The sequence below is a fragment of the Roseicyclus sp. genome, assembly GCF_965662675.1.
Lineage (GTDB): Bacteria > Pseudomonadota > Alphaproteobacteria > Rhodobacterales > Rhodobacteraceae > Roseicyclus.
The window spans coordinates 1-17659 of the sequence record NZ_CBFIIK010000047.1 but is presented as its reverse complement, the minus strand read 5'-3'; the positions used below and the strand labels follow the sequence as shown (position 1 = coordinate 17659).

The window sequence follows — 17659 nt, the reverse complement described above, 5'->3', positions numbered from 1 at the left end:
GACACTTGATGCACGCGAGATTGGGCTGACCACCATCGCCCCCACGGCGCAGGTCTATCTATTGCCCTGCATCGCGGGCCATGTGGGGGCCGATGCCGCCGCCGTGGCGCTGTCCGAAGAACCTGATCAGGCCGAGGTTCTGACGCTGATCGTCGATGTCGGCACCAATGCCGAGATCCTCTTGGGCGACAAGTCCGGCGTTCTGGCCTGTTCCTCGCCCACCGGCCCGGCCTTTGAGGGCGCACAGATCAGCGCGGGCCAGCGTGCCGCGCCGGGCGCCATCGAGCGGATCGAGATCGACCCCGAAACCAAAGAACCCCGTTTCCGCGTCATCGGCTGCGATCTGTGGTCCGATGATCCGGGGTTTCCAGAGGCCACGAAAGACACAGGCGTCACTGGCATCTGCGGCTCGGGCATCATCGAGGCGGTGGCCGAAATGCGCATGGCGGGTCTGCTTGATGCCAGCGGTTTGATCGGCGGGCCCGACGCCACCGGCAGCGCGCGCTGCGAGCCCACAGGGCGCACCTTCGAATATCTTGTCCATGACGCAACCGCGACCGGCGGGCCGCGCATCACCGTGACCCAAGGCGATATCCGCGCCATCCAGCTGGCGAAATCCGCACTTTACGCCGGTGCACGCCTGCTGATGGACAAGCGCGGCGTGGACCGCGTCGACCGCGTGGTGCTGGCCGGTGCCTTTGGCGCCCATATCAGCCCCAAGCACGCGATGGTTCTGGGCATGATCCCCGATGTGACGCTCGACCATGTCACAAGTGCCGGCAATGCGGCGGGTCACGGCGCACGGATCGCGCTGTGCAACCGCGCCGCGCGTTCACGCATCGAAAAGGTGGTGACGAAAATCGACAAAATCGAAACCGCCATCGAGCCGCGCTTTCAAGAGCATTTCGTCAATGCCAACGCCATCCCGCATGCAACCGACCCTTTCCCGGAACTGGCCAAGATCGCGCCCCTGCCCCATGTCGCCTTCGGCGCATCGGGCATGACACCGGGTGACGGCGGAGGGCGGCGCAGGCGGCGCGGCTGACCCCTTTGGTCGGGCCTTGACGCGCCCGCCCCGGCAAGACTATTTGAGCGCCTTAAGGCGGGTATGATGTAATGGTAGCCTGTCAGCTTCCCAAGCTGAACGCGCGGGTTCGATTCCCGCTACCCGCTCCAAAGCCTGTGCTTGCGCTGTTGCCACATGTGCCCCACCCTGGCTTGCACCGCAGGGCATGGCGTCATTCATAAAAGCCTTGCAATCTTTCGCATCCGTCAATCGCATGGCAGCGCTGTCCCATGCCGAAACTTGCCTTCGCCGAGGCATGGCCCATCTTCATCGCACCACATGAAGGCAATGCCGCGTTGAAAAAATCAGCCCTCGATACAACCGATATCCGGATACTCAGCGCGGTTCAAAGCCATGGGCAATTGAGCAAAACCCGCCTCTCGGAGATCGTCAACATCTCCCCCACCCCATGTTGGGCACGGCTCGACCGGCTCAAGGCGGCGGGTTTGATCCGCGGCTATCACGGCGTGATCGCGCTTGAAAGGATCTGCGATTTTGCGCAAGTCATGGTCACCGTCTCGCTTGCCCAGCATCGCAAGGTCGACTTTGACCGGTTCGAGGCATGGGTGACAAAGCATGACGCGATCACCGAATGCGTGGCCACGGGCGGCGGTATGGATTACGTCCTCAAGACCATCAGCCCGACGCTCGCCAGCTTTCAAGCGTTGATGCAAGACATGCTCGAGGCCGATCTCGGCGTCGATCGCTACATGACCTATATCGCCACCCGCGTGATCAAGGCGGGCCGCCCGAACATCGCCAAACTTGCCGCCTCCGGCCCACAAGACCAAACGGTCTAAGCAAGGCGTGAAAAAGGCCCGAAAAGCCCCAAGCCGGCCCATTTTTTGGTCCGCACGCATGCCTGTTTCGATCCTAACAAGGCAAAGGTTCAACCATGTCCGGGCGTCGCGGCGCGGGGCAATCGAGGATGCCAAACATGCATGCAGATGAATTCGGCTTTGGGACACAAATCCGCAAATCCCCCTATTTCGACGCCACCGTGCGCTGGGGCGCGCAGGGGTTTTCGGTCTATAACCACATGTACATCCCGCGCGACTTCGGCGATCCGGAGCAGAATTTCTGGAACCTCGTGAATGACGCGATCTTGTGCGATGTCGCCGTCGAGCGGCAGGTCGAAATCACCGGGCCGGATGCCGCGCGTTTCGTACAGATGTTGACGCCTCGCAACCTTTCGAAAATGGCGGTTGGGCAATGCAAATACATCCTGATCACCAATGCCGAAGGTGGCATCTTGAACGATCCGATCTTGCTGCGGCTGGCGGAAAACCATTTCTGGATCTCGCTTGCCGATAGCGACATCCTACTTTGGGCGCAGGGTGTGGCGGTGCATTCCGGCCTCGATGTCCAGCTCCGTGAACCCGATGTATCGCCGCTTCAGCTGCAGGGGCCGAAATCGGGCGAGATCATGCGCGCGCTCTTTGGCGACAGCATCATGGAGCTGAAATATTATTGGCTGCGCGAGGTCACATTGGACGGCATCCCCTTGGTCATCTCGCGCACCGGTTGGTCCAGTGAACTTGGCTATGAGATCTATCTGCGCGACAGCGCCCATGGCGACATGCTGTGGGAACGGATCATGGCGTCCGGCATGGAATTCGGGTTGAAGCCCGGACACACCTCGTCGATCCGCCGGATCGAAGGTGGCATGCTGTCCTATCATGCGGATGCCGATATCAACACTAACCCCTATGAGCTTGGCCTCGACCGTCTGGTCGATCTGGACATGGAGGCCGATTTCATCGGCAAGGCCGCCCTGAAGCGGATCGCGGCCACGGGCGTTCAGCGCACTCAGGTGGGGCTTATCGTCGGGGGCGAACCCCTCAAGGGCCCGAACACGCGCTTTTGGACGATCAACCATGCGGGTAAGGCCATCGGCAAGGTCACTTCGGCGATCTATTCCCCCCGGCTGGAACGTAACATCGCCCTTGCCATGATCGCCATCGAGCATGCCGGGATCGGCACCGAGCTTGAGGTCGTTCCACCGTCCGGGCCGGTAACTGCCACGGTGGTCGAGCGGCCATTCTATGATCCGAAAAAATCGCTGGCGGCGGCCTGAGTCACGGCGGATCTGCCAAAAATCACTTTGATCACCAAGCAGGCGCCGCCCCGCATCGGGGTGGTGCCACTTATGTTATCGGTGTGTCGCCGCGCAAACCGCGCGAAGAAACCCTGAAATTGTTTCTCGATCGCCTCATTTCCGCCGCAACAAACAGGCATTGTCGGTGTCATGGAAACGCCGGGATTCTCCCTTCCCGCCGTGATCCGACCTCCCTGTCCCTCGTAAGGGCCGCGCTCCCTCCAAGACGCGGCCCTTTTTTTCAGCCGCGCCGCGCCCAGACCACCATGACCGGCACGATCACGGTCAGCGCCAAAAGCCGGAACACGTGGTGTGCGGCGACAAAGGCGGGCTCAAGCCCCGTCTCGATGGCGATCGCGGCCATCACCTCGACCCCGCCGGGGGCAAAGGCCAAGAGCAACACCGCAGGCGGCAGGCCCACAAGCTCGGAGGCCAGCACCGCGCCGAGCGAAGCCACGCCGCAGGCGATGAAGGTGCACACCAGCCCCGCCATCAGCGCGCTGGCCAGCACGCTGCGATCCACCCCGACAAAGCGCGTGCCGATCAGCGAACCCATCGCGATGAAGGCCGCCCCGACCACCCATGCGGGCAGCGCGCCGGGAGTCAGATCGGAACCCTGCCCCACGGCCGACACCGCCATCGCGCCAAGCAAAAGCGCCGCCGGAACCTTGATCCGCTTGAACAACCAGCCCAAGGCAAGAGCGAGCGGAAAGATCACCGCCAAGCCCAAGGGCGCGATCATCCCGCGGTCGGCCAATGTCGCCGTCCCCTCGACACCCCATAGCGCCACCAAGACAGGCACCACGAGGGTCAAGAGCAAGACCCGCATCGATTGCACCAAGGCCACGCGCGGCACATCCGCCCCGATGTCGGTAGATAAGCCCAGAATGTAGCTCAAATGCCCCGGCGTCGCCGATAGCATCGCCGTCATGCGGTCAAAGCGGAACAGTTTCTCCAAGGCGATGAGCGCAAGGATCAACACAAGGATCAAGGTCACCAGCAAAACCGCCAGCGATAACGGCCACGCCATCGCGGTCGCGATCACCTCGGGCGTGACGGTGCTGCCGATGGACACACCGATGAGCAAGAATACAGCATCGCGCAACGCAGGTGGAATGACACAGCGCACCCCCATGATCGCGGCGATCGACACGGCGGTGGCCGGGCCGGTCAGCAATGCGGCGGGAAAGCCGATGGCCCAAAACAGCGCAGCCCCCGCCGCGCCGATCAACAAGGCCATGGCGGCCGCGCGCCAGTCGGGATCGATCGCTTGCACGCCCAAGGCTCCACTTCTTCGGTTTCGCCTCAAAGATGTATCCGACCCATCGCCGAATGGAAGCGCGATCCGCGCAGCGGGGCCCAAGGCACGCCCGAAATCCGCTTGCAGGCCCTCATGCTTCACGCCACAAACCACGCGATGAGCATGGACTATCTCACACCGATCACTCCCGAGGGGCTCAGACGCGCGGGCATCGGCGCGCCTTGGGGTTTCGGCATGGCCGACCGCGTCCGCTTCAGCGAGCTGGACGCTTTGGGCCATGTCAACAACACCGCCTATCTGCGCTGGTTCGAGAATTTGCGCCTGCCCTATCTGGCCGCGCGCCATGTCACCGATTATGGCCCCGACAGCCCAAGGCTTGTCCTCAAGCGCACAAGCTGTGACTACTTGGCCGAGATGTTTCGCGGGATGGACTACATCGTGACGGGCCGCACGCGCGCCTTTCGCACAACCTCTTTCACGATGGAATTCGCCGTCTTCTTGCCCAATCATGACGGGCCAGCCCGACAGATGGCCGCGGGCGAGGCGATCTTGGTCTTGCTCGAGCGCAAAGGCGATGGCCGTTTTGCCATTCCCACCGCCGGGCGCCAAGCGTTCATGACGGAAGATGGCGCTGTCCAAGAAAACGCCTAGATCCCTTCATCTTTCCAAAATACGCATGCTGACCGCGCATTCCGCGCACAAATCTCAGTGACCGCGCACGAAATCGATGAGTTGCCGGGTCGAGCCATCCTTATCCGCGTCATCGGCCTCCCCGGCCAAAACCGGTTCGAGCGCACTGGCCAAGACCTTGCCCAACTCCACCCCCCATTGATCGAAGCTGTTGATCCCGAGGATCACGCCCTCGACGAAAACGCGATGCTCGTAAAGCGCGATGATCTGGCCCAGAACGAAAGGCGTCAGCTTGCGATAGATCAACGTGGTCGAGGGGCGATCGCCCTCAAAGACGCGGTGGCTTGCCTGCATCTCCAGTTCCGCGCCGCCCAAACCTTGCGCCGCCATCAATTGCCGCGCCGCATCAAGGCTGCGCCCGAGCATCAGCGCCTCGGATTGCGCAAGGCAATTGGCCAAAAGCAGCCGGTGATGATGGGCCAGTTCCGGCTCATGCCCCTCGGCGGCGATCAGGAATTCACAAGGGATCACACGCGTGCCCTGATGGATCAGCTGGTAAAAGGCGTGCTGCCCGTTAGTGCCGGGTTCACCCCAGACCACAGGCCCGGACTGCATGGTGAGAACGCTGCCATCCATCGCCACGCGCTTGCCGTTGCTTTCCATCTCAAGCTGCTGAAGATAGGCAGGCAAACGCGCAAGCCGTTGATCATACGGCAAAACAGCCCGCGTCGCATGGCCCAGGACTTGGTTGTGCCATAGCCCCACCAGCGCCAAGATCACCGGCATATTCTGCGCGAGCGGTGCGGTGGCGAAATGGCCATCCATCGCGCAGGCCCCGGCCAGAAAGTCCTCGAACCGTTGCGAACCGATCGCCAGCACCAACCCAAGACCGATCGGCCCCCAAAGCGAATAGCGCCCTCCCACCCAATCGGCGAAACCAAAGACGCGCTCGGGCGCGATTCCAAAAGCGCTGGTGCGCGCAAGCGCCGTTGACACAGCCACGAACTGCGCCGCCGGATCGGTCACGGATTTCGCCATCCAGGCCCGCGCCGTTTCAGCATTGGTCATGGTTTCGATGGTGGTGAATGTCTTGGAGGCAACGATCACCAAAGTCGTTTTTGGATCAAGCCCTTGCAACGTGTCGTTTATGTGCGCCCCATCGACATTCGAGACATAATGCACCCGCGGCCCGTCATGGTAAGGGGCAAGCGCCAGCGTTGCCATCGCAGGCCCAAGGTCAGAGCCGCCGATCCCGATATTGACCACATCCGTGTAACGCCCGCCCGCACCGGTGATCGCGCCGCTGCGTACCCCTTCGGCAAAGGCAAAAAGCCGCGCGCGGGTGGCCGCGATCTCGGGCAAGACATCTTGGCCATCGACGACAATCGGCCCGGAACTTGCCCGCAGCGCCGTATGCAGCACGGCGCGCCCTTCGGTCTGGTTGATGCGCTCGCCCGCGAACATCGCCGCGCGATGCGCTTCAAGATCGGCGGCGCGTGCCAGATCGAGCAAAAGCGCCAAGGACCGATCATCCAGATTGGTCTTGGACGCATCGAAGAGCATTTCACCCAAACGCCATGAAAACCGTTGCGCGCGCCCCGCCGCGTCGAACAGCGACACGATGCTGCGCCCGGCGGTCGTGGCCGCGTGATCCTTGAGAGTGGCCCAGATCGCGTCCATCATCTTCACTCCGCCCAATGTACGACCGCTTGGCCCAAGACACAGGCAATCGGCGCCTTAAGCGGTGATAGCCCTGCCGCCCGTTCGATGGCCGCCCGTTTGGCGGCCCCTGTAATGACGATATGGGTCGCGAGCGCGCCGCGCAGAACTGGCGCTGTCAAGGTGACCCGCGGCTCACCCGCTGCCGCCGCACGCATCGCCATCAAGGGCGGGGCGTCATCGGCCAAGGCGGCGGCAAGATTATCAGCGCCCGGAAACAGGCTGGCGGTATGCATATCCTCGCCCATGCCCAAGAGCAGAACCGAGATCGGCAAAGATGCCTCCAGCCCCTCGCAAAGCGCCCCGATCTTGTCCTCGGGGACCGGCGCCTCCACATAAAGCGGAATGAAGGTCGCACCCTTGGCCTTTGATATCAATAAACGTTTCTTGACCAGCGCGGTGTTCGAACGCGGACTATCCTCGGGCACCCAACGTTCATCGTTCAACACCACCGCGACACGGCCCCAATCCAAATCCTGCTCAGCCAGCACATCGAAAATCGGCCCCGGCGTTGTGCCGCCCGGCACCGAAAAGCTGACACGCTCTTGACGACGCAGCGCCGAGGCAAGATCGCCGGTCAAGCGGTCGGCCAAGGCCAGCATCATCATCTCGCGGTCCGGGTATGCGATGAATTCCATCTCAAATATCCTGCCAGCGTCGACCATCTTGATGCATCATGATCGCGGCCTCCTCCGGGCCGGTGCTGCCTGCCGCATAGGGCAAGGGGCGTGCGCCCTGTGCCTCCCAGGCGGCGATGATCGGGTCGGTCCAGGCCCATGCCGCCTCAACCTCGTCACCGCGCATGAACAGCGTCTGGTTGCCCCGGATCACATCCATGATCAGCCGCTCATAAGCATCCGGCACATCGGCGGCCTCGGGCCCCAGCGCCTCGGCGAAACTCATGTCGAGCGGCACATCGATCAAGCGCATCCCGCCCGGTCCCGGCTCCTTGATCGTCACCCGCAGATCGATCCCCTCGTCGGGTTGCAACCGGATCGACAGCACATTGGCCATCCGCCCTGCATCGGCATCGAAAATCGAATGCGGCGGGGTTTTGAAATGGATCACGATCTCTGATTTGCGCGCCTTCATCCGCTTGCCGGTCCGCAGGTAGAAGGGCGTGCCATTCCAACGCCAATTGGCGATCATCAGCTTCATCGCAATGAAGCTTTCTGTGCGGCTGCCCGGGTTCTCGACATCGGCCAGATAGGAGGGGTTGCTGCCCGCCTGATATTGGCCGCGCACGATCTGTTTTTGCGCCACGGGTTCCAAGGCACGGATGACCTTGAGCTTTTCGTCACGCACGGCATCGGGCTCGAACCGTGCGGGCGGCTCCATCGCGGTCAGGCACAACAGCTGCATGAGATGGTTCTGCACCATGTCCCGCATCGCCCCGGATTTGTCGTAATAGGCCCCGCGCCCACCGACACCGACCTCTTCGGCGACGGTGATCTGCACATGATCGACATATTGCGCGTTCCATAGCGGCTCGAAGAGCGTATTGCCGAACCGCACCGCCATAAGGTTTTGGACCGTCTCTTTGCCAAGGTAATGGTCGATGCGGTAGATCTGGGTTTCGTTGAAATGCGCAGCCAGCGTCGCGTTCAGCGCACGCGCTGTTTCACGATCACGACCGAAGGGTTTTTCTACCACGATTCTAGCGTCTTGTCGTGCGATATTGAAGTGATGAAGCCGCTCAGCCAAGGCCCCAAACAAGCTGGGCGCGACCGAGAAATAAAAGGCTTGCACCACATCGGGGCGCATCATCTGCGCCAGCGCTGCCCAGCCGGCATCACCCATCGCATCGACCGCCACATAGCGCAGACGTTCGCAAAAGGCGGCCATGGTATTCGCGTCGCGTTTGCTTGCGGGAAGATAACTCTCGATCGCCTCGACGGTTTGCGCGATCCACGCTGCGCTGTCTTGTTCGGTGCGCGCCGCCCCGATGATACAGGCATCTTGCGGCATCTGCCCGTCGCAAAACCGTCGGTAAAGACCGGGCAGGATCTTGCGGCGCGCCAGATCGCCCGTAGCGCCGAAGATCACGAGGTCGAAGGCCTCGACCGGAATAACACGCGAAACCATATTCCGCCCTTCCACATCCGCAAAATTGGAGCTGTTAGCGCTAACGGCCCTTCTTGTCCCGGCATTATACGCAGCCGCCGCTCAAGTCCAGCAAAAGCCGCGTCAGCCCCCTGTTACGGCTGCATCGCGCACAGCAACTCGAACATGATCGATGCCCCCAGCCATGCCGTGATACCGCCATTGTCGAAAGGCGGCGACACCTCGACCAGATCGGCCCCGATGATATCAAGCCCGCGGAGCGCGCGCACGCATTGGATTGCCTGAAAGCTCGTCGGGCCACCCACCTCGGGCGTGCCGGTGCCGGGCGCATAAGCGGGATCGACGAAATCGATGTCGAAGCTGACATAGCTGGGGCCGGTCCCCACCACCTCGCGCGCGATTTGCATGACCTGCGCCCAGCCAAGCTCCATGCATTCCTCGATCGGCATGATCCGTACGCCGCGTTCGATCCCGTAATCGAAATCCGAGGTGTTGTAGGATGTCCCGCGCATCCCCGCCATCACACAGCGCGCGGGGTCAAGGCAGCCCTCCTCGATCGCTTGGCGAAACGGGTTGCCATGGGTCAGCGTGCGCCCGCCGAAATAGGGCGGGTAAAGATCGGTATGGCTATCAAGCAGCACCAGCCCGAAGGGCGCACCGCGCACCGCCCGCAAGGCACGCAAAACCGTCAGCGTGCAAAGGTGATCGCCGCCCACCATGAAGGGGCGAATGCCCTCGGCCAGCAGATCCGCGATAAAGCTTTGCGCATTGCCAAGCGCCTCGTCCTGGTCGACCGGGCTCATCGCGACATCGCCCAGATCGGCGATCCGCGCGGATTTGAAGGGCTCTTGCGCGGTGGCGCGGTTGCGCTCGCGGATCATGGTCGAAGCATCGCGCAAGGCGCGCGGCCCGTGGCGCGCACCCGGACGGTTCGATGTCGCCCCATCCCAAGGCAGACCGAAAATCCCGATATCGACATCGCCGCGACGCGGATGCCCGGCGGGCAGATAGGGCAGCCGCATGAAACTGGGCACCCCGGCATAACGCGGCAAATCAGTACCTGAGGGCGGCTGAAAGAAGGGGTCGGACATGGGTATCGCTTTCAAAAAGGGCAGCGCCGATGTTATCGGCCCAAACTTGCCCTGTCACGCGGCCTGCGCCTTCATCTTTCCAGAAATACGCGTATACCGCCCCGACAACGGGCGGCGATCACGCCTCCAGTTCGCTGTCCCAGTAAAGGAAATCCAGCCAGCTTTCATGCAGGTGGTTGGGCGGAAAGCGCCGCCCCATATTGCGCAATTCCTCGGCGCCGGGTTGGCGCGGCGGTTTGCGCAAGCTCAGCCCCGATTGGCGCAGGCTTTTCGCCCCCTTGCGCAGGTTGCAACGCGAACAGGCGGCCACGACATTTTCCCAACTCGTCACGCCGCCCCGCGCGCGCGGCACCACATGATCAAACGTCAAATCGCCCTTCGATCCGCAATATTGGCACGAGAATTCATCCCGCAGAAAAAGATTAAAGCGCGTGAAGGCCACGCGCTTTTGCGGTTTGACGTAATCCTTCAGCACCACCACCGAAGGTATTCTTATCTCGGTCGATGGCGACCTGACCACCGCGTCATACTCGGCCACGATATCGACCCTGTCGAGCCATGCCGCCTTGATCGCCTCCTGCCACGGCCATAGCGACAGCGGATAGTAGCTCAAGGGACGATAATCTGCGTTCAGAACAAGTGCGGGATGGCTTTTCAACGCACCGGGCGCGCGCACGAACTGGGTTCTGAAATCGATCTCTATGTCCGCGTCCATGTGCGAGTCCGCTCCCACCCTGTCTGCTCGATCGCCAAGCACCAGAGCGGGCGACCCGCCCCAGCTATGCGCACACTATATCTAGGCTTTTGATCAGGGCAAGCCCAACAATATGCTGTGTGCCTACCGCCGGGATAGGGGATGAAGCTGACAGTTTCATGACGCGATCGGCTAGTCTTGGCCCAAGCCGCGCTCTTGGCCCAATACCTGTCGCAAAAAGGCCAGCGCCACCGACAGCCCATCGGGCGCGATCCCGTGGCCCGTGCCGCGCATCACATGGGCATAGACCTCCTTGAAGCCCGCCGCTTCCAGCGCTTCGGCCGCTTGTGGCAAGGATTGCGGCGGCACGACCTCATCGGCATCGCCATGGATAAGCAAGATCGGCGGGCGGACCACCACCTCATCGGCCAGCGCCTCGGGCGACAAAAGCCGCCCCGAGAAACCGACCACGCCCGCCAGCGCATCCTCGCGGCGCGGGGCGACATGCAGGCTCATCATCGTGCCTTGGCTGAAGCCCACCAGCGCGACCTGTTCCGGCAGCATGTCGTGATCGACCATCACCCGGTCGAGAAAGGCGTTCAGGTCGTCGCTTGCCCGCGCCAGCCCTGCGGCGGCCTCCTCCTCCGACGATCCGTCGATCCACGGGATTGGGAACCATTGAAACCCCATCGGGTTCATGGCCGAGTGTTCCGGCGCATTGGGGGCCAGAAATATCGTGTCGGGCAGATGCGGCGCCAAGGGATCGGCCAACCCCAGCAGATCGGCGCCATCCGCGCCATAGCCATGCAAGAAGATCACCATGCTATCGGGCGCACCCGATTGCGCCGGCACCGTGCCGTAATCCAAAACCCGCGTCACGAGCTACCCTCCCGGTTGGTTGCGATCCGGTAGTAGGCCCAAAGCGCGCGCGCGGCAACAGCGCGCACGGGCGACCAAGCCTCGGCCATGCGCCTAAGATCGCGCTCCCGCGGTCGCGCGGACAGATCGAAGGCGCGCGCTACGGCCAATTGCAGGGCCAGATCGCCGGCCGGGAACACATCGGCATGTCCAAGCGCGAAACAGGTATAAATCTCGGCCGTCCACCGCCCGATGCCCGGCAAGGCGACCAGTTCCGATACCACCGCGGCACTCGGCATGTGGCGCAAGGCGGCATAGTCGATCTCCGCCGCCGCCAGCCCACGCGCATATCGGATCTTGGGTCGCGACAGCCCGGCGGCACGCAAATCATCGTCGGATGCCCCCAACAGCGCCGCTGGCCGCGTCAGCCCGCCCGCCTCCAACCGCGCCCAGATCGCCGCCGCCGCCGCGGTCGAGATTTGCTGGCCGACAATTGCAGCGAACAATGCCCCGAACCCATCGGCCTGTCGGCGCAAGGGCAAAGGCCCTACCGCCGCAAGGATCGGCACAAATCGGTCATCGCACAAGGCAAGCCGCTTTGCGCCCGCCGCCAGATCCGCCGCTGCCTCGATCCGTAAGGGTTCGTGCACCACCCTGCCCCTTCATCTTTCCAAAAATACGCAAATCCCGCCCTTGCCGCACCGCGCGACGCATACTGGACGATGCGCGGCAAAGGCGCTACGCCAACTGCATGACATTGACAAACACTGCCCCTCTCAGCCCAACACATGACGACAGCCGCGCCAAGCGCAATGTCGCGGTCCTGGTCGCGGCCCAAGCCATCCTCGGCGCGCAGATGCCGCTGATCTTTACCGTGGGCGGGCTTGCGGGGTTGATGATCGCCCCCTCGCCCGCGCTTGCCACCATCCCGATCTCGCTGATCGTGTTCGGCTCGATGACGACCGCACCCTGGCTCTCGGCCTTGATGCAGCGGTTCGGGCGGCGCTTGGGTTTCGTCGTCGGTGCCTTGGGCGGTGCGGCAGGTGCGGCGGTCTCGGCATGGGGGCTGTGGATCGACAGCTTCGCGCTGTTTCTCATCGGCTCCTACCTCACCGGCATCTACATGTCGGCGCAGGGCTTCTACCGCTTTGCCGCGACCGATACCGCGTCCGAGGCGTTTCGCCCCAAGGCAATCTCCTATGTCATGGCGGGCGGGCTATTATCGGCGCTTGTCGGCCCGCAATTGGTGAAATTCAGCGTCGATGCGACGGTGATCCCCTTCGTCGGCTCGTATGTTTTCGTGGTGGCGATCAACCTTGTCGGCGCATGGCTTTTCGCCTTTCTCGATGTGCCCAAACCCGCCGCCCCCAAACCCGGTGCGTCCACCGGGCGCAGCCGGGCCGAATTGCTGCGCGATCCCCGGATCGCGGTCGCGGTCATCTGCGGCATGGTCTCTTACGCGCTGATGAACCTGATGATGACCTCGACGCCTTTGGCGGTGGTGGGCTGCGGCTTTACCACGGGCAATGCGGCCGATGTGGTCTCGGCCCATGTGATCGCGATGTATGCGCCCTCCTTCGTGACGGGCCATCTGATCGCGCGCTTCGGCGCGATGCGGATCGTGGCGCTGGGGCTCGCGCTTCTGGCCGCGGCGGGGATCGTGGCGCTGACGGGGGTGGAGCTGACGCAATTCTTCGTGGCGCTGATCCTGCTTGGCGTGGGCTGGAATTTCGGCTTCATCGGGGCCACAGCGATGCTCACCCAGGCCCACGCACCCGAGGAACGTGGCCGGGTGCAGGGGATGAATGATTTCCTCGTCTTCGGCTGCGTGACCTTCGCGTCGCTCTCCTCGGGCCTGATGATGAGCTTTGGCGATGATGTGCAGACGGGCTGGACGGCGGTGAACCTTGCCATGCTGCCTTTCTTGATCTTGGCAGGTGCCGCACTGATCTGGCTGGCGCTGCGCCCCAAGGATGCGCTTGCGGCCTAAGGGCTGAGTTCCCGCTACCAGCGCGCGCCCGCCGCAAGGGCGGCCAAGCGCAGGCTGTCGCGTAGGCCCGCCGCCGGTAGGCTTCCCGCCGCCACCCGCCCCGGATCGGCGATCGCGGCGCGCAAGATCCGCTCGGCTCGAAATCCCGCGAACAGCGCGGCGCGCGCGATGCGCGGCACCGGCCCCGCCTGTTGACGCGCGCGCGCCAGACGCGCCACCCCTTCGGCTGCCAGATCGGCAACTGCCTTGGGCCGCCCATCGACCAGTGGCACGCGCCCTGCCGCCTCGAGGGCTGGCACCGCCACCAAGAACTTGGCCAGCCCAAAGCCCCATCCCGCATCGGCGAGACCCGCCGCTTGGTGCGCATCCGCCCCAAGCGCATGGGCGGCGACCGTCACGAGCGGCCCGGCGGTATCGGCGATATAGGCATCGAATGCCGCCCGATCGGCGAAAGGTTCGCGGTAGATATCCCAGCTTCTTGCCACGATCAGCGCATCGAGCGCCCCGATCAACTCCGCCGGGATCGCAGCGGCCAAGGGCGCCACCACCTCATGGGCGCGCGGCGGCTTGCCAGCGGCAAGCTCTTCGATCACGTCGCGCCAGAATTGCAGCCGCATCTCGGCGATCAGCGGCTCTTCCGTCACCCAAGGGGCGCGGCTGACCTCGATATTGAAGGCGTAGAGCGGAAACAGCACCGCGCGCGCGGCCAAGGGGGCGGCCATCGTGGCGCGAAACCGCTCGGGGTCGGCCTTGGCCACCAGATCGGCGCAGGCCTGCAGGCTCATGATGGCGGGGCGCCGTCGCGCGCCAGCTTCCACATGATCGCATCGAGCAGCGCCTCGAAACTCGCATCGACGATGTTGGCCGAGACGCCCACGGTCGACCAGCGCCGCCCCGTGGCATCCTCGCTGTCGATGATCACGCGGGTCACGGCCTCGGTCCCGCCTTGGGTGATGCGCACCTTGAAATCCACCAGCCGGATGTCTTCGATATAGCGCTGATATGGGCCGAGATCCTTGGCCAAGGCTTTCGCGAGCGCATTGACCGGGCCGCGATCCGTGCCTGCCTCGTCCATGCTCTCGCTGACCGAAAGCATCTTGTCCTCGCCGATCTTGAGCACCACCACCGCCTCGGACAGGCTGACCATCTGGTCATACTTGTTCTTGCGCCGCTCGACCGTCACCCGGTAGCGCTTGACCTCGAAGAAGCGGGGCATCTCGCCAAGCGCGCGGCGGGCGAGCAATTCGAAACTCGCCTGCGCGGTGTCGTATGCATAGCCCTGATCCTCGCGCGCCTTGATCTCGTCCAATATCCCGGGCAGCGCGGGATGATCGCGCGCCACATCGAGCCCCATCTCCACCAAACGCTGGCGCAGGTTGGATTGGCCCGCCTGGTTCGACATCGGAATGATCCGCGCATTGCCGACCTGCGTGGGGTCGATATGCTCGTAAGTGGTGGGGTCTTTGGCAATCGCCGAGGCATGCAGCCCTGCCTTGTGCGCAAAGGCCGAGGCCCCCACATAGGCCGCTTGCCGCATCGGCACGCGGTTCAAGATATCGTCGAGCATGCGCGAGATCCGCGTCAGATCGCGCAGACCATCCGGCGTGATGCCTGTCGCAAACCGGCTGGCATAGGGTTCTTTGAGCAAGAGCGTGGGGATCAGCGCCGTCAGATTGGCATTTCCGCAGCGCTCGCCCAAACCATTCAGCGTCCCTTGGATCTGGCGCGCGCCCGCCATCACGGCGGCAAGCGCCCCTGCCACCCCTGTTTCGGTGTCGTTATGGGTATGGATGCCCAAATGATCGCCGGGAATGCCCGCCGCAACCACGGCGGCGGTGATCTCACCGATCTCGACGGGCAGCGTACCGCCATTGGTGTCGCAAAGCACGACCCAACGCGCGCCCGCCTGATGAGCCGCGCGCAGGCACGAGAGCGCGTAGTCGGGATTGGCCTTGTAGCCGTCAAAGAAATGCTCGGCGTCGAATAGCGCCTCGCGCCCTTGGGCCACGCAATGCGCGATAGAGGCACGGATATTCTCGACATTCTCGTCCAGCGTGATGCCAAGCGCCTCGGTCACGTGGAAATCATGCGCCTTGCCCACCAGACAGACAGCCCTTGTGCCCGCGTTCAGCACCGCCGCCAGAACATCGTCGTTTTCGGCCGAGCGACCCGCCCGCTTGGTCATGCCAAAGGCGGTCATCATGGCGCGAGTTTGCGGCGCGTTTTCGAAAAAGGCGCTGTCGGTGGGGTTTGCCCCCGGCCAGCCGCCTTCGATATGGTCGATCCCCAGCGCGTCGAGGGCGGTCGCGATGCGGATCTTGTCTTGGGTCGAGAATTGCACGCCCTGCGTCTGCTGCCCGTCACGCAGCGTGGTGTCGTAGAGGTAAAGGCGGTCAGGCATGGGTGGAAACCCTTGTCCTTGTCAGATTGGTGCGCCTCACAAGAGCCCCTCCAGCTTGGCAGCATCGAAGCCCGGACCGGGGATCAACTCCACCCCCTCTTTCGACATCCGCACCTCGACACCCGCAGCGGTGAGTGCGGATTTGAGGGCGTCCACGGGAGCGAAGTCCTTGGTCTGCTTGGCCATGTCGCGGGCAGCACTCAGCGCGGCGGCTTGGCGCGAAAGGTCAACCGATTGCGCACGCGCCCATTCAGGGATCGCATCGCCCAACAAGCCCAAGAGCCGCAAGGCCGCCACCAAGGCGGAGGCTTGGCCAGATTGTGCGATCTGGTGCAACTCGGCGATTGCCTGCGCGGTATTGAGATCATCGCCCAAGGCCGCAAGGATCGCGGCGGGTGGAAGGGCATCGGGCGCTTGTCCGTCGCAAAGCGCATACCATTTGCGCAGCGCCTTCTCGGCCTCCTCAGCCTTTTTCGCGGTCCAATCCATCGGCTTGGAATAATGCGTGCTGAGGAACACGAACCTTATCACCTCGCCCTTGATGCCCTGATCGAGCAAATCGCGAACGGTGAAGAAATTGCCAAGCGCTTGGACATCTTCTTGCCCTCGACCTGCAACATCTCGTTATGCATCCAGATGCGGGCGAACGAACCCTCGGGATGGGCGCAGCAGGACTGCGCGATCTCGTTCTCGTGATGCGGAAACAGCAGATCGTTGCCGCCGCCATGGATGTCGAAGCTCGCGCCCAACAGCTCATGCGCCATGGCCGAGCATTCGATGTGCCAGCCGGGCCGCCCGCGCCCCCAAGGGCTCTCCCATCCCGGCAGATCATCGCTGGAGGGTTTCCACAGCACGAAATCCATCGGGTCTTCCTTGAAGGGTGCGACCTCGACCCGCGCGCCCGCGATCATGTCATCGACAGAGCGGCCCGACAGCTTGCCGTAATCGGCATAGGAGCGCACGCGGAACAGCACATGCCCCTCTTTCTCATAGGCGTGGCCCTTGACGATCAGCTCCGCGATCATGGCGATCATCTGGCCGATGAACGCGGTCGCGCGCGGCTCATGGTCGGGGCGCAGGTTGCCGAGCGCGTCCATGTCGGCGTGGTACCATGCGATGGTTTCCTCGCTCCGCTCGGCGATCAGATCCTCGAGCGTGCCGGGCGCACCGGCCTGTTTCCTTGCGAGCGCAGTCTCGTTGATCCTGTCGTCCACATCGGTGAAGTTGCGCGCATAGGTGACGTTGTCCGCACCGTAGACATGGCGCAGCAGCCGGTAGAGCACATCGAAGACGATCACGGGCCGCGCATTACCCAAATGCGCGCGATCATAGACCGTCGGGCCACAGACATACATCGCGACCCGGCCCGGCGTTGCGGTGGGTTCCAACGGCTCGACCCGCCTGGTGCGTGAGTTTCTGAGACGGATCTCGACCATGACATGCCTTTCAGCGATCCAAAGCGCAGCTTCGGCCAAGTATCAGCTTGCGCATCTGTTGAAAACCGCGACAAGCCCGCGGCGCCCTGCGTCAGCATGTCCTTTCTTTCCAAACCGATAGCTGCAGGATCATTTTGACACGCGCTTCGGTATATATTTGTATACGCAAACAATGCGCCATGAATTCGTCGATAGATTCTGTCGGACCCTCCCCGAGGCTCAAAAGGATCAACCTTTTGGCCCCGATACGGTCGTTTGGAAAATCCATGGGCATATGTTCGCCGCCTATACCGAAACCGGCGCGGGCCTTTCGGTGCGTACGGCGGGCATGTCGCATGCGTTGGCGATGAT

15 protein-coding genes, 1 tRNA gene and 2 pseudogenes are annotated in these 17659 nt (G+C 63.1%); 7 read left to right on the top strand and 11 right to left on the bottom strand.

The genetic code is table 11. From position 1 onward, the window contains the following. From ACTG4J_RS08820 to ACTG4J_RS08805, 4 genes are all read left to right on the top strand, one after another. Positions 1-1045: ASKHA domain-containing protein (locus tag ACTG4J_RS08820; RefSeq protein ID WP_439138788.1), on the top strand; the 1045-nt coding region annotated here is incomplete at its 5' end. Positions 1046-1102: 57 nt separating this feature from the next. Then, positions 1103-1176 (top strand) — tRNA-Gly (locus tag ACTG4J_RS08815). 186 nt (positions 1177-1362) lie between these two features. Beyond that, positions 1363-1866, top strand: a complete 504-nt coding sequence (locus ACTG4J_RS08810) for an Lrp/AsnC family transcriptional regulator (protein ID WP_439138793.1) — start codon at positions 1363-1365, stop codon at positions 1864-1866. A 137-nt stretch (positions 1867-2003) separates the two neighbouring features. Next, positions 2004-3143 carry a glycine cleavage T C-terminal barrel domain-containing protein gene (locus tag ACTG4J_RS08805; protein WP_439138786.1) on the top strand — a complete coding sequence of 380 codons (1140 nt, stop codon included), beginning with the start codon at positions 2004-2006 and terminating at the stop codon, positions 3141-3143. Positions 3144-3405: 262 nt separating this feature from the next. On the opposite strand, the gene ACTG4J_RS08800 is transcribed toward ACTG4J_RS08805, so the two are convergent. Continuing rightward, complete coding sequence (locus ACTG4J_RS08800; RefSeq protein WP_439138784.1) at positions 3406-4440, bottom strand: AbrB family transcriptional regulator; 1035 nt, start codon at positions 4438-4440, stop codon at positions 3406-3408. Between the two features lie 141 nt (positions 4441-4581). On the opposite strand from ACTG4J_RS08800, the gene ACTG4J_RS08795 reads away from it, so the two are divergent. Further along, the gene (locus ACTG4J_RS08795) at positions 4582-5076 is read left to right on the top strand and encodes an acyl-CoA thioesterase (RefSeq protein WP_439138783.1); all 495 of its coding nucleotides are present in this window, start codon (positions 4582-4584) and stop codon (positions 5074-5076) included. A gap of 54 nt (positions 5077-5130) precedes the next feature. Here ACTG4J_RS08795 and pgi read toward each other — a convergent pair whose 3' ends face one another. The 7 genes from pgi to ACTG4J_RS08760 form a co-directional block, all read right to left on the bottom strand. Further along, complete coding sequence (gene pgi / locus ACTG4J_RS08790; RefSeq protein WP_439138791.1) at positions 5131-6735, bottom strand: glucose-6-phosphate isomerase; 1605 nt, start codon at positions 6733-6735, stop codon at positions 5131-5133. Between the two features lie 5 nt (positions 6736-6740). Further along, complete coding sequence (pgl, locus tag ACTG4J_RS08785; protein WP_439138781.1) at positions 6741-7412, bottom strand: 6-phosphogluconolactonase; 672 nt, start codon at positions 7410-7412, stop codon at positions 6741-6743. 1 nt (position 7413) lies between these two features. Continuing rightward, a complete protein-coding gene (gene zwf / locus ACTG4J_RS08780; RefSeq protein WP_439138780.1) occupies positions 7414-8859 on the bottom strand; it encodes a glucose-6-phosphate dehydrogenase in 1446 nt (481 codons plus the stop codon). Positions 8860-8972: 113 nt separating this feature from the next. Beyond that, positions 8973-9929 (bottom strand): agmatinase, encoded by a 957-nt coding sequence (gene speB / locus ACTG4J_RS08775; protein ID WP_439138779.1) that lies wholly within the window; start codon positions 9927-9929, stop codon positions 8973-8975. 118 nt (positions 9930-10047) lie between these two features. Beyond that, the gene (locus tag ACTG4J_RS08770; RefSeq protein WP_439138789.1) at positions 10048-10632 is read right to left on the bottom strand and encodes an HNH endonuclease; all 585 of its coding nucleotides are present in this window, start codon (positions 10630-10632) and stop codon (positions 10048-10050) included. 183 nt (positions 10633-10815) lie between these two features. After that, complete coding sequence (locus ACTG4J_RS08765; protein ID WP_439138777.1) at positions 10816-11502, bottom strand: alpha/beta hydrolase; 687 nt, start codon at positions 11500-11502, stop codon at positions 10816-10818. Further along, the gene (locus tag ACTG4J_RS08760; protein WP_439138775.1) at positions 11499-12131 is read right to left on the bottom strand and encodes a DNA-3-methyladenine glycosylase family protein; all 633 of its coding nucleotides are present in this window, start codon (positions 12129-12131) and stop codon (positions 11499-11501) included. The genes ACTG4J_RS08765 and ACTG4J_RS08760 overlap by 4 nt, the downstream gene beginning before the upstream one ends. 101 nt (positions 12132-12232) lie before the next feature. Between ACTG4J_RS08760 and ACTG4J_RS08755 the strand changes: the two genes are divergently transcribed. Then, positions 12233-13471: an MFS transporter gene (locus ACTG4J_RS08755; RefSeq protein ID WP_439138774.1), complete on the top strand. Its 1239-nt coding sequence runs from the start codon at positions 12233-12235 to the stop codon at positions 13469-13471. A gap of 14 nt (positions 13472-13485) precedes the next feature. On the opposite strand, the gene ACTG4J_RS08750 is transcribed toward ACTG4J_RS08755, so the two are convergent. The 3 genes and pseudogenes from ACTG4J_RS08750 to cysS form a co-directional block, all read right to left on the bottom strand. Further along, positions 13486-14256, bottom strand: a complete 771-nt coding sequence (locus ACTG4J_RS08750) for a squalene/phytoene synthase family protein (RefSeq protein ID WP_439138773.1) — start codon at positions 14254-14256, stop codon at positions 13486-13488. Beyond that, positions 14253-15872 (bottom strand): citramalate synthase, encoded by a 1620-nt coding sequence (cimA, locus tag ACTG4J_RS08745; RefSeq protein ID WP_439138772.1) that lies wholly within the window; start codon positions 15870-15872, stop codon positions 14253-14255. The genes ACTG4J_RS08750 and cimA overlap by 4 nt, the downstream gene beginning before the upstream one ends. Positions 15873-15908: 36 nt before the next feature. Next, a pseudogene (gene cysS, locus ACTG4J_RS08740) lies at positions 15909-17308 on the bottom strand (cysteine--tRNA ligase). 157 nt (positions 17309-17465) lie between these two features. On the opposite strand from cysS, the pseudogene ACTG4J_RS08735 reads away from it, so the two are divergent. Next, positions 17466-17659, top strand: a pseudogene (locus tag ACTG4J_RS08735) (hypothetical protein); the annotation flags it as partial.